This window comes from Formivibrio sp. oc-25 (assembly GCF_055810895.1).
In genome coordinates, this window is the sequence record NZ_JBVVOL010000008.1 from 144,007 (window position 1) to 159,130 (window position 15,124).

Annotated in this window: 12 protein-coding genes and 1 riboswitch; of the genes, 6 read left to right on the forward strand and 6 right to left on the reverse strand. The window is 59.6% G+C overall.

What is annotated here, in order from left to right; translation table 11 throughout:
• The first annotated feature begins 18 nt into the window (after nucleotides 1–18).
• Nucleotides 19–990: a calcium/sodium antiporter gene (locus AC0KVQ_RS07615; protein WP_473420544.1), complete on the forward strand. Its 972-nt coding sequence runs from the start codon at nucleotides 19–21 to the stop codon at nucleotides 988–990.
• A gap of 50 nt (nucleotides 991–1,040) precedes the next feature.
• Here the strand turns inward: AC0KVQ_RS07615 and AC0KVQ_RS07620 are convergent, their stop codons facing one another.
• The 4 genes from AC0KVQ_RS07620 to AC0KVQ_RS07635 form a co-directional block, all read right to left on the reverse strand.
• Nucleotides 1,041–2,219, reverse strand: a complete 1,179-nt coding sequence (locus AC0KVQ_RS07620; RefSeq protein WP_473420545.1) for a branched-chain amino acid ABC transporter substrate-binding protein — start codon at nucleotides 2,217–2,219, stop codon at nucleotides 1,041–1,043.
• A 144-nt stretch (nucleotides 2,220–2,363) separates the two neighbouring features.
• Nucleotides 2,364–3,287, reverse strand: a complete 924-nt coding sequence (locus AC0KVQ_RS07625; protein WP_473420546.1) for a Dyp-type peroxidase — start codon at nucleotides 3,285–3,287, stop codon at nucleotides 2,364–2,366.
• Entirely contained in the window at nucleotides 3,284–3,877 is a 594-nt protein-coding gene (locus tag AC0KVQ_RS07630) for a YqiA/YcfP family alpha/beta fold hydrolase (protein ID WP_473420547.1), read from the reverse strand. Before AC0KVQ_RS07630 ends, AC0KVQ_RS07625 begins: the two co-directional genes overlap by 4 nt.
• A complete protein-coding gene (locus tag AC0KVQ_RS07635) occupies nucleotides 3,874–4,851 on the reverse strand; it encodes a quinone oxidoreductase family protein (RefSeq protein WP_473420548.1) in 978 nt (325 codons plus the stop codon). The genes AC0KVQ_RS07630 and AC0KVQ_RS07635 overlap by 4 nt, the downstream gene beginning before the upstream one ends.
• A gap of 144 nt (nucleotides 4,852–4,995) precedes the next feature.
• Nucleotides 4,996–5,211: riboswitch (FMN riboswitch) on the forward strand.
• 122 nt (nucleotides 5,212–5,333) lie between these two features.
• Between AC0KVQ_RS07635 and ribB the strand changes: the two genes are divergently transcribed.
• Nucleotides 5,334–5,990 carry a 3,4-dihydroxy-2-butanone-4-phosphate synthase gene (ribB, locus tag AC0KVQ_RS07640; RefSeq protein WP_473420549.1) on the forward strand — a complete coding sequence of 219 codons (657 nt, stop codon included), beginning with the start codon at nucleotides 5,334–5,336 and terminating at the stop codon, nucleotides 5,988–5,990.
• A gap of 327 nt (nucleotides 5,991–6,317) precedes the next feature.
• Here the strand turns inward: ribB and AC0KVQ_RS07645 are convergent, their stop codons facing one another.
• Nucleotides 6,318–6,896 (reverse strand): flavodoxin family protein, encoded by a 579-nt coding sequence (locus tag AC0KVQ_RS07645; RefSeq protein ID WP_473420550.1) that lies wholly within the window; start codon nucleotides 6,894–6,896, stop codon nucleotides 6,318–6,320.
• A gap of 171 nt (nucleotides 6,897–7,067) precedes the next feature.
• Between AC0KVQ_RS07645 and metH the strand changes: the two genes are divergently transcribed.
• Together metH and AC0KVQ_RS07655 are read left to right on the forward strand one after the other, a co-directional pair.
• Nucleotides 7,068–10,790, forward strand: coding sequence for a methionine synthase (gene metH, locus AC0KVQ_RS07650; RefSeq protein WP_473420551.1), 3,723 nt, complete (start codon nucleotides 7,068–7,070; stop codon nucleotides 10,788–10,790).
• 159 nt (nucleotides 10,791–10,949) lie between these two features.
• Nucleotides 10,950–11,858 (forward strand): pseudouridine synthase, encoded by a 909-nt coding sequence (locus AC0KVQ_RS07655; protein ID WP_473420552.1) that lies wholly within the window; start codon nucleotides 10,950–10,952, stop codon nucleotides 11,856–11,858.
• Between the two features lie 157 nt (nucleotides 11,859–12,015).
• Here AC0KVQ_RS07655 and hflX read toward each other — a convergent pair whose 3' ends face one another.
• Entirely contained in the window at nucleotides 12,016–13,392 is a 1,377-nt protein-coding gene (hflX, locus tag AC0KVQ_RS07660; protein WP_473420553.1) for a GTPase HflX, read from the reverse strand.
• Nucleotides 13,393–13,626: 234 nt separating this feature from the next.
• On the opposite strand from hflX, the gene AC0KVQ_RS07665 reads away from it, so the two are divergent.
• Nucleotides 13,627–14,265: a hypothetical protein gene (locus AC0KVQ_RS07665; protein WP_473420554.1), complete on the forward strand. Its 639-nt coding sequence runs from the start codon at nucleotides 13,627–13,629 to the stop codon at nucleotides 14,263–14,265.
• A gap of 207 nt (nucleotides 14,266–14,472) precedes the next feature.
• Nucleotides 14,473–15,003, forward strand: a complete 531-nt coding sequence (locus tag AC0KVQ_RS07670; RefSeq protein ID WP_473420555.1) for a hypothetical protein — start codon at nucleotides 14,473–14,475, stop codon at nucleotides 15,001–15,003.
• The last annotated feature ends 121 nt before the right edge of the window (nucleotides 15,004–15,124 follow it).

Below are 15,124 nucleotides of genomic sequence, written 5' to 3' on the forward strand. Positions count from 1 at the left end.
ATTCTTAAGGAAGTGATCGTGACATTGGCCTTTATTGCCGTGGTTGTCGGGTTGGCGGTGTTGGTCTGGAGTGCAGATCGTTTTGTGGAAGGGGCTGCGTCCGTTGCGCGCCATTTCGGCATGCCGTCCTTGTTGATCGGTATGGTGATCGTGGGTTTCGGTACCTCGGCACCGGAAATGGTGGTGTCTGCGCTGGCGTCCATGCAGGGCAATCCCGGGATTGCACTGGGTAATGCCTATGGCTCGAATATCACCAATATTGCCCTGATCCTGGGGCTGACCGCGCTGATCAGCCCGATAGCCGTGCATTCACAGGTGCTGAAGAGGGAGTTGCCGATCCTGATCGCAGTGACACTGTTGGCTGCTGGCTTGCTCTACGATGGCAATTTGTCGCGCCAGGATGCACTCATCATGCTGCTGGTATTTGCCGGGCTGATGGCGTGGACAATTCGGGAAGGATTGCGCCAGCGTGATGATGCGCTGAGTAGCGAAATGGATGCTGAGCTGGCCGAACACGCCATGCCGTTGAATCGGGCTTTGTTCTGGCTGGTGGTGGGTCTGGTTGTGCTGATCGGCAGTTCGCGCGTGCTGGTATGGGGGGCGGTTGAAATCGCGCATGCACTGGGTGTCAGCGATCTGATCATTGGCCTGACGATTGTGGCGGTCGGAACGTCGTTGCCGGAACTTGCATCGTCGCTGATCGCTACGCGCAAAGGCGAACACGATATCGCCCTGGGCAACGTGATTGGCTCCAACCTGTTCAATACCCTGGCCGTGGTCGGGATAGCCGCCGGCATTCACCCTCTGGAGGTCGCCCCGGAAATCTTCCAGCGCGATATCCTGGTGATGACCGTGCTGACGGTGGCGCTGTTCGTGATCTGCTACGGTTTTCGAGCCCCGGGGCGAATCAACCGGATCGAGGGTGGTTTGCTGCTGGCGAGTTATGCCGGTTATACCTTGTGGTTGCTAAGCAGCACATTTGGCCAGTAAAAAAACAAGGGGGCGAAAACGCCCCCTGTTGCTTTCAATCGGTAATCCGCTTACTTGGCACCAATCGTCTCGATCACTTTCCAGGCACCGTTTTCAACCTTGTACACGGTAATGCCGCCTTCTTTCAGATCGCCCTTTTCGTCATAGGAGATGTGGGCCGAAGTCACGCCGGCGTGTTCGATGGTAGCCAGTACCGGCAGGTACTTGGCCGGATCGGCCGAATCCGCCTTGAGCATGGCGGCCAGCAATACGCGCGTCGCATCGTAGCCATACGGCGTGTAGATTTCCATGTCGCCATACTTGGCCTTGTAGCGCTCCAGGAAGGCCGGGCCGTCGGGCATCTGTTCGATCGGCACACCGGCCATCGAAGCGATCGTGCCTTCGGCTTCGCTGCCAGCCAGCTTGAGGAAGGTATCCGAGCGCGTCATTTCGCCAGAAACCAGCGGGGCGCTGATGCCCAGACGTTTTTTCTGCTTCACCATCGGACCGGATTGCGCATCGGCACCACCGAAGAAGATCAGGTCAGGTTTGACTGCCTTGATGCTGGTGAGGATGGCGGTGAAGTCGGTTTCCTTGTCGCTGGTGAACTCGCGTTTGGCAATGGTCGCACCGGCAGCTTTGGCGGCCTTTTCAAACTCGTCGGCCAGACCCTGGCCATAGGCAGAGCGGTCGTCGATGATGGCAATCTGCTTGGCGTTGAGCTTTTCCACCACATACTTGCCCAGTACCGAGCCTTGCTGGGTATCGGAAGTCAGCGAGCGGAAGGTGGTCTTGTATCCTTGGGCGGTAAAGGCCGGCGCAGTGGCCATGGCTACCTGGGCCAGACCGGCATCGCTATAGATCTTGGAGGCCGGGATCGAGGTGCCGGAATTGAAGTGGCCGATAATGCCGGCCACCTTCATGTCGACAAATTTTTGTGCGATCTGCGTGGCGGATTTCGGATCGGCCATGTCGTCTTCGGCCAGCAGTTCAAACTGCACTTTTTTGCCGCCGATGGTCGGGTTATTGGCATTGACATCATCGATCGCCATCTGTGCGCCGTTCTGATATCCCTTGCCATAATGGGCCTGAGGGCCGGTCAGCGGGGCGGCAAAGCCGATCTTGATGTTTGCGATGCTCTCGGCAGCAGCCGAGGCGGTCTCGGTCGTGGCGGTTTCCTGTTTCTGTCCGCATGCGGCCAGCGCAAGCGCGGCGCAGACGGGCAGGGCGATCCTGGCAAAACCCGACATGGTTTTCTCCCTGTGCTCAATCAATCTTGAAAATTAGACAATAACTTTGCCATATTCGCATGACCCAGTACAGGGAAAGACTTGTTTGGCAACAAAAAACCGCCGGATGACCGGCGGCTGCAGCGGGTTGTGACAAGCTGATTCCTATTTGGCCAGCGCCGCGAGCTTTTCCTGGCTGGGCGCAAAAAATGCCGCGCCGCTGACCGCGCGCGTGAAGTTGAGCAGGTGATCCACCCGGCCATCGTGAATCGGTGTGACCATGCGCGAGAGCATGCGCTCGAAAATGGCCGGGTCGCGGCTGTAGGCGCAGAAATACATGCCGCGCTCGCCGCCCGGAATGCCATACGGCATGGAGTGGCGCAGCAGCTTGAGTTCCTGGCCATGTTCTTCGATGTTGACCCGATGCATGTGGCTGGTGAGCGGCCGGTCGTCCTTGTCCATCTCGATATTGTCGGATTTGGTGCGGCCGATCACGGCTTCCTGCTGTTTGACCGGCAGCCTGTTCCATTCGTCCATGCGGTGGACATAGCGCTGTACATGTACATAGCTGCCACCAGCCCAGGCCGGATCTTCCGCGCCGACCAGCGCGATTTCGGGACGCTCCTGGCCATCCGGGTTGCCGGTGCCATCGACAAAGCCGGTCAGGTCTCGCCCATCGTGGTAGCGGAAGCCGTGCACCACTTCGAGCATGTCGAGCCACTCGCCCAGTTCCGGCACCAGCTTGTCGGCAAATTCATGCAGGAAGTCGTAACGTTCCGAGCGCAAATGCAGCAGTACATCAGCTTCAGTTGTGGGGGCCTGGTGGACAGCGCCGGATATGCGCGGGAATGGGCGCAGGGAGTGCGGGCGATCTTCCCACAGTTCGTTCCAGACATTGGCCCCGAAGGCAATCACGGCCACGAAATGCGCGTTCGGGTCGGTAGCGGCAAGCTGTGTGGCACGTTCGGGCAATTGCGCGAGCAGTTTCTTGATGCGCGGGCTGGCACGGCGGCCTATCCGGCGCCGGAACAGCAGGAACAGGCTATGTTGGTTGGCATCGGGCAAGATGCCGCTTTGCGGCGTGGTCATGAGCATTCTCCAAGCGCGAATTTCCAGATCCGGGGCAGCCAGTCGGCATAGCCGACAAAGCTGTGATCGCCTCCTTCAATGACTTCCTGGCAGCAGCCGGCGTAATAATCGACGGCCTGCCGGTAATCCAGGGTTTCATCCCCGGTTTGCAGCAATACCCAGTAGTTTTCCGGCTGAGCCGGCTTGCGCTCAAGCTGGCGCAGGTCATCGGCGAAACCGGCCTCCACCATCTGGATCTCGCCGGTCTGGTAATTGCGCTGCGGGCCGACATAATCCGCTACCAGCGCATAGGGCTGCACGGCCGGGTTGATCAGCACGGCGCGGCAAGCAAATTCTTCCGCCACCCAGGTGGCATAAAAACCGCCGAGCGAGCTGCCGACCACGCAGACACGCTTTCCGGCCAGCTTGCCAAACAGCTCGTGTAACCGCTGCGCGATCGCCAATGGTGTCGGCGGCAGTTCCGGACAGTGGAAATGCGTTTCCAGCCCAAGTGCCTGCATCCAGGCCGCAGTTTCCAGCGCCTTTTTCGAGGTGGGCGAGGAAAGAAAACCGTGCAGATAGACCAGATGGGGCGCTTGCTCCTTGTTCATGGCAGCAGAATCGTCGAACCGCTGGTGAGGCGCGCTTCCAGATCACGGTGCGCCTGTGCTGCGTCTGCCAAGGCATAGCGCTGGCCGATTTCCACTTTCACCTTGCCGTTTGCCACCACCTCGAAAAAGGCTGCCGCGCTTTCCAGTAGTTCGGCACGGCTGGCTGTGTAATGCCCAAGTGTTGGTCGGGTAAAGAAAAGCGAACCTTTTTGCGACAGGATGCCGGGCTGGAATGGCGGTACCGCACCGGAGGCATTGCCGAAGCTCACCAGCATGCCGCGTGGCGCCAGGCTATCGAGCGAACCTTCAAACGTGGCGGCACCGACCCCGTCGTACACTACCGGCACGCCTGCACCGCCGGTGATTTCGCGCACGCGTACGGCAAAGTTTCCCGTGGCGTAATTGATCACATGATCGCAGCCATGCGCACGGGCGATTGCGGCCTTGGCTTCTGATCCGACCGTGCCGATCACGATGGCACCGAGTGCCTTGGCCCATTGGCAGGCAAGCTGGCCAACGCCGCCTGCCGCAGCGTGGATCAGAACCGGCATGCCGGCTTCCACCCTGAAGGTACGGCGCAACAGATATTCTGTGGTCATGCCGCGCAACAGGGCGCCGCCGGCAATTTCATCGGAAACCCCATCGGGCACCGGCACCAGCCTGTCCGCCGGGAAAAGGCGATATTGTGCGTAGCCGCCTGGCGCGCCACCGGCATAAGCCACGCGATCGCCCGGTCGCAACGTGCCCACGTCGGGGCCCACGGCTTCAACAATGCCCATGCCTTCCACGCCCAGACCGGAAGGCAGCGGCAAGGGGTAGAGCCCGCTGCGGTGGTAGGTATCGATGAAATTGACACCGATGACCTGATGGCGCAGCAAAACCTGTCCGGCGCCAGGGGAGGCCAGATCAATCGATTCCAATTGCATGATTTCCGGGCCGCCGGTCTGGCTGATGCGGATGGCTTGGGTTTGCATGACAACTCCTTCAAACAGATTTTCCTGATTTTAGACAGCGATTGAAAAATCCGCCCTGTGAATTCCGGTTGAATTTGATCTTGTCCGCCCGAATCGGGTCGGTAATCTTACCCTCGAAGCGCCTGTACGCCCGGCGTATATTGCCCCGGTCTTCAGGGCGGGGTGAAATTCCCCACCGGCGGTAAATCAAGGTATGCCATTGGCGCCATGACAAGCCCGCGAGCGCTTCGCATGTGCGAAGGTCAGCAGATCTGGTGCGATTCCAGGGCCGACGGTTGGAGCCTGTCAAAAATCTTGCTGCGGAGTGCGTTCGCAGCCGGTTTTGATCAGATTCGAAAGTCCGGATAAAAGAAGATAAGTCAGAAACGCCGGGTTGTCCTATTGGAACAATCCGGATGATTGTCATTGTGTCGGCGCAGGCTGGCGCACGCTTTTGATACTTGCCCTGAAACGTTCATCGAACCCATTTGAGGAGCGTTTCAATGTCCCAATCCCCAGATTCCCGCCGTTTCCCCCGCCTGGCTGCTGCCGTGGCAGCTTTCCGCGCCGGCTTGCCGGTATTGCTGCTCGATGACGAGGACCGTGAAAACGAGGCTGATATCATCGCCGCCGCCGAAAACCTGTCGCTGGATACCATGGTCAAGATGATTCGCGACTGCAGCGGCATTGTCTGCCTGTGTCTGGATGAAGCCACGGTGGATGCGCTCGGCCTGTTGCCGATGGTGGTCAGTAACCGCTCGCGCTACGGCACCGGTTTTACCGTGTCGATCGAAGCGCTGGAAGGCGTGACCACCGGCGTATCTGCCGCCGACCGCCTGACCACGATCCGGGCAGCGCTGGATTCGACGCCACAACAGCGCCGCATCGTCAGCCCCGGCCATGTGTTCCCGCTGCGCGCGCGCAATGGCGGCGTGCTGGCGCGGCGCGGGCACACCGAAGGCTCGGTCGAACTGGCGCGCCTGGCCGGTTTGCGCCCGGCTGCAGTGCTGTGTGAGTTGATGAATCCGGACGGCACGATGGCGCGCGGCCAGCAAATCGCCGATTACGCTCGTCTGCATGACATGCCGGTGCTGACCATCCAGGATTTGGTGGATTATCGCGAGACTTGCATGGAGGCTGCGGTTACTGCGGTGGTTTGATGCTCGCTCCACCGCGGCGTGGTGTTACGGCGCGCGCAGATTACCGTAACTGTGGGGGAAGGTAAAAACACTCTGCGGTGCTGCCTGCCGGGGTCGGCCGGGAATTCACCCCGGCGGGTGAGTTTCTTCTTTTCTTGTCTCGCCAAGAAAAGAAACCAAAAGAAGGCGACCCCGGGCGGCCGGCGCGCCGCGCAACCCTGTGTCGGTCGCAAGCCAATTTTGCAAGCAAACTTGTCTTGCTCCATTCCTCGGCGGCCTTGCAGGGGTTTGGGGTGTACTTGCTTGTGCGTAACCCAAGCAGATTACCGGCACCCTATGCAGAGCGGGCTATGCCTTGGAAAATCTCGCCGCCATCTCTGCCACGCGCTTGCCCAGCAGCTTCGCGGTTTCCAGGTCTCCTTGCCGCGGGGCTTCGTCGGGTGAGGCATCGACTGGCGAAATCGCCAGGGCGCCGGCGAATCCGCCGGTCCAATTCACATCAGCGGGACCACTCGCCTTGACATTGGCTGGCATCAAACCGGTTCCAACCCAGATCTGGCTATGCTGCTGCGATAGCGTGAACAGGTAGAGGATGGTGTTGAATTTGTCGCCATTGACAGTACCCGAGTTGGTGAAGCCTGCTGCGAGCTTGTCTTTCCATGCCTGGCTGAACCAAGGCTTGGACGAGGCATCGGCGAATTTCTTGAACTGCCAGGCTGGACCGCCCATATAGGTAGGGCTGCCGTAGATGATGGCATCGACCTGGGCCAGCGCGTCGAATGCGCCATCGGGCAGGTTGCCCTCCTGATCGATGCGCAGGGTTTTAACCTCGGTGCCCGCCACGCTGGCAGCACCCTCTGCAACGGCCTCGGCCTGTTTGGCGGTATGGCCGTAGCCACTGAAATAGACGATGGCAACGGAAGTCATGCTGAAATTCCTCTGTGATGGTTGAAAATGCAAAGCATGTGTTTTTCGTTATAGCCAAGCCACCCGCTGATTCACGACTGTTTTGCTCCACTATTTCCGCCAGCCGATGCGCGGTCACGCTTGACCTGCATGCTAAAATTGCCGTTTTCCCGCATATCTGATGATCGTCCCATGAACCGCACCGCTGAACTCAAATCCCTGCTTGCCCAACGCATCCTGATCCTGGATGGCGGCATGGGCACGATGATCCAGCGTCACAAACTCAGCGAGGCGGACTACCGTGGCGAGCGCTTTGCGGATTGGCCTTCCGATCTGAAGGGCAACAATGACCTGCTGGTGCTGACGCAGCCCCAGATCATCGCCGGCGTGCATCAGGCCTATCTCGATGCCGGCGCGGACATCATCGAAACCAACAGCTTCAACGCCACCAGCATTTCGATGGCGGATTACGACATGCAGTCGCTGGTGTGGGAGATCAACCACGCTGCCGCAAAGCTGGTGAAAGAGCTGTGTGTGGCGCAAACCGCCAAAACCCCGCAAAAGCCGCGTTTCTGCGCAGGCGTATTGGGGCCGCTCAACCGTACCTGCTCGATCAGCCCGGACGTGAATGATCCCGGCTACCGCGCCGTGCATTTTGACCAGCTGGTCGAAAGCTACACCGAGGCCATCGATGGTCTGGTCACGGGCGGTGCCGATATCCTGCTGGTGGAAACCATCTTTGATACGCTGAACGCGAAGGCAGCGGTGTTCGCGATCCAGAAATACTTCGACGACAAGGGTATCGAATTGCCGGTAATGATCTCCGGCACGATCACCGATCAATCCGGTCGCACGCTCACTGGCCAGACGACAGAGGCGTTCTACAACAGCCTCTCGCATGCCAATGCACTGAGCTTTGGCCTGAACTGCGCGCTCGGCCCCGATCTGCTGCGCCCGTATGTTGAAGAAATGTCGCGTGTGTCGGCAACGTATGTCTCGGTGCATGCCAACGCCGGCTTGCCCAATGCCTTCGGCGAATACGATCTCGGCCCGCAGGATATGGCGGTGCAGGTGAAGGAATGGGCCGAATCCGGCCTGATCAATATCGTCGGCGGCTGCTGCGGCACCACGCCGGAACATATCGCCGCGATCGCCGCTGCCGTAGCACCAATCGCGCCGCGTGCCTTGCCACAGATCGAAGCCAAGTGCCGTCTTTCCGGTCTGGAGCCGTTCAATATCGGCGACCATGACCTGTTCGTGAACGTGGGCGAGCGCACCAACGTCACCGGCTCCAAGGCGTTCGCGCGGCTGATTCTGGCCGGCGATTACCCGGCTGCACTGGAAGTGGCACGCCAGCAGGTGGAAGCCGGCGCGCAGATCATCGATATCAATATGGACGAGGGCATGCTCGATGCCCACGCCGCGATGAAGACCTTCCTCAACTTGATTGCCGCCGAACCTGATATCTGCCGCGTGCCGATCATGATCGATTCGTCCAAATGGTCGGTGATCGAAACCGGCCTGAAATGCGTGCAGGGCAAGTGCATCGTCAATTCGATCTCGATGAAGGAAGGCCGCGACAAATTCATCGAACAGGCCAAACTGCTGCGCCGCTACGGCGCGGCGGTGATCGTGATGGCGTTCGATGAAGTGGGCCAGGCCGATACCTTTGCCCGCAAGATCGAAATCTGCGAGAAGAGCTACCGCATCCTGGTCGACGAGGTCGGCTTCCCGCCTGAGGACATCATCTTCGACCCGAACGTGTTCGCCGTGGCGACCGGTATCGACGAGCACGCGCTCTACGGGCTGGATTTCATCCGCGCTACCGGCTGGATCAGGCAGAACCTGCCGCATGCCAAGATTTCCGGCGGTATATCGAACGTGTCGTTCAGCTTCCGTGGCAACAACAAGGTGCGCGAGGCGATCCACGCCGTGTTCCTCTATCACGCCATCAAGCAGGGCATGACGATGGGTATCGTCAATGCCGGCGCGCTGGAAGTGTACGAAGAGATCGATCCGGAACTGCGCGAGCGCATCGAAGATGTGGTGCTGAACCGCACCCCCTCAGGGGGAGAGCAAGGAGAGAGGGGTGGCGCTGATGCAACGGAGCGTTTGATCGAAATCGCCGAGCGCTTCAAGGGCGATGCCAATCAGGCCAAGGGCGAGGATCTGGCCTGGCGCAATCAGCCGGTTGCCAAGCGCCTTGAACATGCGCTGGTGAAAGGCATCACCACCTATATCGTGGAAGATACCGAAGAAGCGCGCCTATCGTTCGAGCGCCCGATCCAGGTGATCGAAGGTCCGCTCATGGATGGCATGAACCATGTGGGCGATCTGTTCGGTGCCGGCAAGATGTTCCTGCCGCAGGTGGTGAAATCCGCGCGCGTGATGAAGCAGGCGGTGGCGCATCTGGAGCCGTTCATCGAGGAAGAAAAGATCCGCATGGGACTGGCCGATGCGCCGGCCAAGGGCAAGATCGTGATGGCCACCGTGAAGGGTGACGTGCACGATATCGGCAAGAATATCGTCGGCGTGGTCCTGCGCTGCAACAACTACCAGGTGACCGATCTGGGCGTGATGGTGCCGGCGCAGACGATCCTCGACAAGGCGCGGGAAGTGGGCGCGGATATCATTGGCCTTTCCGGCCTGATCACGCCGTCGCTCGAAGAGATGAGCCACGTAGCCAAGGAAATGGAGCGCCAGGGCTTCACCGTTCCGTTGATGATCGGCGGTGCGACCACCAGCAAGGTGCATACCGCGGTGAAGATCGAACCGAACTACCCGAGCGGCAATGTGATCTATGTGCCGGATGCCAGCCGCGCGGTGGGTGTGTGCTCGAACCTGCTCTCGGATGAACTCAAGCCCGATTTCGTCGCCAAGGTGAAAGCCGAATACGAGAACATCCGCACCATCCATTACAGCAAGGAACGCACACCGCTGCTGCCGCTGGCCACGGCGCGCGGCAACGCCTTTGCCGTGGATTGGTCCGCCTATACGCCGCCCAAGCCGAAGCAACTGGGCGTGTTCAAGTTCGAGCACTACCCGCTGGCCGCGATCGCCGAATACATCGACTGGAGCCCGTTCTTCAACGCCTGGGAGCTGTTCGGCAAGTATCCGAAGATACTGGAAGACAATGTGGTGGGCGAGGAGGCGAAAAAGCTGTTCGCTGATGCCAAGGCTATGCTGCGCCAGATCATCGACGGCAACTGGCTGACCGCCAGCGCCGTGGTTGGCCTGTTCCCGGCCAACAGCGTGAACAATGAAGATATAGAACTCTATGACCCGGCCACGGGCGAGCGGCTGATGACCTGGCACAACCTGCGCCAGCAAAACCAGAAGGCCGCCGGCAAACCCAACTGGTGCTTGGCCGATTTCATCGCGCCAAAGGAATCGGGCAAGGCCGACTATATCGGCGCCTTTGCCGTAACTGCGGGTCTCGGCATCGACGAGCATGTGGCGCGTTTCGAGGCCGATCACGATGACTATCACGCGATCATGCTGAAAGCACTGGCCGACCGGCTGGCCGAAGCCTTCACCGAGCTGATGCACGCCAAGGTGCGGCGCGAACTGTGGGGCCATGCCGCCGATGAAGTGCTCGATAACGACGCGCTCATCGACGAGCAATACACCGGCATCCGTCCCGCTCCCGGCTACCCGGCCTGCCCGGATCATATTTCCAAGGCGGATCTGTTCAAGTTGCTGGATGCACCGAGTATTGGCATGGGCATCACCGAGAGTTACGCCATGCTGCCGACGGCAGCGGTCAGCGGCTTCTACTTCAGCCATCCTGACGCGCGCTATTTTGCTGTGGGCAAGGTCGGTAAAGATCAGGTCGAGGATTACGCCAAGCGGCGCGGCGTGAGCATTGAGCAGGCAGAGCGCGATCTGGCGCCGGTGCTGGGGTATAACGCCTGATTGTTCTATCCTCATGGAAAGCAAAAGGCCGCGAAAGCGGCCTTTGGTCTTTTTTGCAGTCTGCCAGCCTTTCTCCAGACGACATGGCTGCTGCGAGGCTCTTTTGATCTCGCTTTGTCGCGGTTAAACTGCGTCCCTCTTTACCCCCGAATCTCCATCATGAACCAACGCACTGCCCCCTTGCCGCTGCGCGATGGCGTGGCGCCGAGCTTCATGAACCTGCCCGGTGGTCGCTGGCCGAGCCTGCTGGCTTTCCTGATTGAACGCTGTCCGCATGTCGCGCCCGAGCTCTGGCACGATCGGCTGCGGCGCGGGGCGATCTATGACCATGCCGGGAATCCGCTCGCGCTTGATAGCCCGTACCCGGGACATGGCCGCATCTGGTACTACCGCGAAGTACCGCCGGAAACGCCGGTGCCGTTCGATTCGCCGGTGTTGTACAGGGACGAAAACCTGGTGGTGGCGGACAAGCCGCATTTTCTGGCCTGCATTCCCGCTGGCCGCCATCTGCAGGAAACCTTGCTCACGCGCCTGCGTGCCCAATTGGACCTGCCGCACCTGAGCCCGATTCACCGCCTGGATCGCGAAACGGCAGGGGTGATGCTGTTCTGTGCTGATCCGGCGCGACGTGGCGCCTATCAGCAGTTGTTTGCCAGCCGCACGGTGCAAAAGGAATACGAGGCCATCGCGCCGTATCGAGCCGAACTGGCGCTGCCGCGTGTGCACCGCAGCCGGTTGGAGGAGCGCAGCGATTGCTTTGTGATGCATGAGGTGCCGGGCGAGATCAACAGCGAAACCCGGATCGAGCTGCTGGAAACACGCGGCGACAAGGCGCGCTACCGGCTGCTGCCGCACACGGGCAAGAAGCACCAGTTGCGCGCGCATCTGGCGGCGCTGGGCATCCCGATTGCCAACGATATCTGGTACCCGACGCTGCTGCCGGACAAGGGCAGTGATTTCAGCCGCCCCTTGCTGCTGCTGGCGCGGTCAATCGAGTTCATTGATCCGCTCAGCGGGGTGTCGCGGCGTTTCGAGAGTCAGCGCCAACTGGATTGGGTGGCGGCGTAGTTCGACACTATTTGATCAGTTCATTGAAGTTTTTAAGAAATCGTCATTCCGGCGAAGGCCGGAATCCAGTGTCTGCGCAGGTGGAGTGCCTGGGCCTCGGCTTTCGCCGGGGCGACGAATCAAAACATGACAAGGCAGGATCGATAGCTTATCGGTTTCAGTGTTCGCTGGTTTCCGCTTCGCGTGCTTGCAGACCAAATTGCTCGCTCAGGTTTTCCACATCGTCGCGCTCGCCACGGATGCTGAAGAACGTGCCTGCATCGTTCGAGCGTTCTTCCAGCACCGTGCAGCTGGCGTAGATCTTGCCGCGCAGTTGCTGGGCCGTCCAGGGCAGGAAGATCTCGGCCTCGGCCTGATGCTGCTGGAAAAATGCAACAATCTGCCCGTGCAGCCGCGCCACATCTTCCGGATTACGTGCGCTCATCACGATGCAATCCGGGAACCGCGCGCGCAGCATCGCTTCGCATTCGGCTTGCACGGCGGCATCGCCCACATGGTCGATCTTGTTGAATACGCGCAGGCGCGGCACGTCTTTTGCGCCGATCTCTGCCAGCACTTCGTCGGTGACCTCAAGCTGGCGCTGAAAGCCGGGATCGCTCGCGTCGATCACGTGCAGCAGCAATGAGGCATCCAGTGCTTCGTCGAGCGTCGACTTGAACGAAGCGACCAAGCCATGAGGCAGGTTCTTGATAAAACCGACCGTATCGCTGACCAGTACGCGCGGCTTGCTTTCAGGGTAGAGCGTACGCACGGTGGTATCGAGCGTGGCAAAGAGCTTGTTGGCGACCAGCACTTCGCTGCCAGTGAGCGCACGCATCAGGGTCGACTTGCCTGCATTGGTGTAACCCACCAGCGCGACACCCGCCAGACCCTGGTTTTGCAACCGTCGTGCCCGCTGTGTGCTGCGCTCGGCATCCATGGCGACGATTTCTTTCTGCAGTTCGGCGATGCGATCGCGCACCTTGCGGCGATCAAGTTCGGTGAGCGATTCGCCCACGCCTCGACCGCCGACGCTGCTGCGTTGCCGGCCCTGTTGCCCGGCCAGCTTGGCGGCTTCGCGCAGGCGCGGCGCCATATAACCGAGGCGCGCGATCTCGACCTGCGTGCGTGCGGCGCGGGTGCGGGCGTTGCGGTGGAAAATTTCCAGAATGACCATGGTGCGGTCCATCACTGGCACACCGACTTCGATTTCCAGGTTGCGTGCCTGTGAGGGCGAGATTTCGTGATCGACCAGCAGCGCGTCGATCTGCCCGTCGAACGGGGCGGGGGCCTGCGTGGTTTCGGCCAGCTCGGCGGGCAGGGGTTCGTTCTTCACGAAGCAGCGGATTTCCTGGCGCTTGCCCGTGCCCAGATAGGCCGTCATCTCGAAGGTATTACGCCGCTGCACGAAGGTGTGCACGACGGTAAAGCCGAGCGTTTTGGCGAGTTCGCGCAGCTCGGTCAGCGACGATTCGAACTCGGCATCGCACACGTTCGGCCGTTGGACCGAGGCGACGATGGCGTATTTGGGTTGTTCCTGGACTTCTGTTTGCATGCGGCTAGGGCTTCGCGGATCGGGCAAAGGCAAGATAGTACCTGCCAATGCGGGAATTGGCGGCATGGAATCTGCACGGGCTGCCGAACGTGAATCTTTATCGGACATGCTTGCATCTCGCTACACCGTCAGTACCCGGCCGTTTAGCGCTGGATTTGGCGGATTTCTCTGCCAGTTCAAGCGTGTATGCCGATATTGAGAATATCCCTCGTTAATAACGTAAAGGGGATCATCATGTCCATGGACGTATCCCGTACAGCAAACCAGAAAAACGTGCCGGTCCCGGAACGTATTCCACCTCGCAACCAGGCAGTAAAAAACGATGCGGTTCAGCAGGAAGCCGGGCAGGAAAAGGTTTCCATCAGTGGGCAGAAGCCGGAAGTGCTGACCTATGGCAAACCGCGCGCGATTCCTGAGGATCTGGTGGTGATGCTGGAAGAATCGAATCGCCAGGCGCAAGAGATGATGGACCTGATTCGCCAACTGATTGGCGAACAGGGCTTAAACTGGTCCAGGGTGGCAAGCGGCGAGCAGCAACTTGAGGTTGATCAGGAGACCATTGCTGCGGCGCAAGAAGCAATCGGCGAGGATGGGGAGTGGGGCGTGAAAAAGGTGGCAGAGCGAATCCTGAGCTTTGCCAAGTTCGCCATCGGTGATGATCCGGCCCAATTGCAGAAAATCCGCGATGCGGTCGAGCTGGGTTTTGCCCAGGCCAAGGAAGCGCTGGGCGGCGTGTTGCCCGAAATCAGCCAGAAAACCTACGACACCATCATGGCTGAATTCGATCGCTGGGAAAAAGAAGGCATGCCTCAGGGCGATACGGTGAGTCTGGCCAATCCGGAATCGGTCGATAAACAGGCAGTGGCAAAGTGAAGGCATCGTGAACTGCATGCAACGATCGGGCCTGCCTTGGCCTGCCGTAATCCATGTGGGTGTGAAGCACGGCACAGATGGCTGGGCGATATAATGTTTAAATCGGACTCAAGAATTTCGGGCATGTTTTCGCTCGAAGGATTTCAACACGTGCCCGTCCAGCTTCCATCATGCGGAACAATGCGGGCTTGATTGAGGGAGATCACCATGCCAACCAGATTGCACAGAAAATTGGCCGCCGCGTTTTTGTTATCCAGTGTTTTCGCCGCAGGAATGGCCTGGGCGGACAAGCCGGAATGGGCAGGTAATGGCAAGCCGGGTAAGTCGCAGGAGTGGCGCCAGCCCGATGCACGCGAAAGAGGACGCAATGAGGTACGCGTGCGCCAGGATGATCGTCGTGCCGAGCGCGCAGATGTGCGTATCAACATGTACTTCAATGATAATCAGCGCTCGGTCGTGCGGGATTACTATGCCGATCGTTACCGCGCCGGCAAATGCCCGCCGGGTTTGGCCAAGAAGGGTAATGGTTGCATGCCGCCCGGACAGGCCAAGAAATGGACGGTAGGTCGCCCACTGCCGCGCGATGTGGTGTATTACGATTTGCCGAGCAGTGTTGTGGTCAGCCTGGGTGTACCGCCATCCGGACACAAGTACGTACGCGTGGCCGCCGATATCCTGCTGATTGCGGTTGGAACCGGCATGGTGATCGATGCCATCGCTGATCTGGGCAATATGTAATAGCTAGGCGCTGAAAACAATCAAACGTCAACAGAGCCTAAGTACCATGCCTTTCAATGTCTTTCGATCGTTATCATTTAAGCTGTCGAGCACCCGAGATTTCGGGTGACCCAAGGAGCTA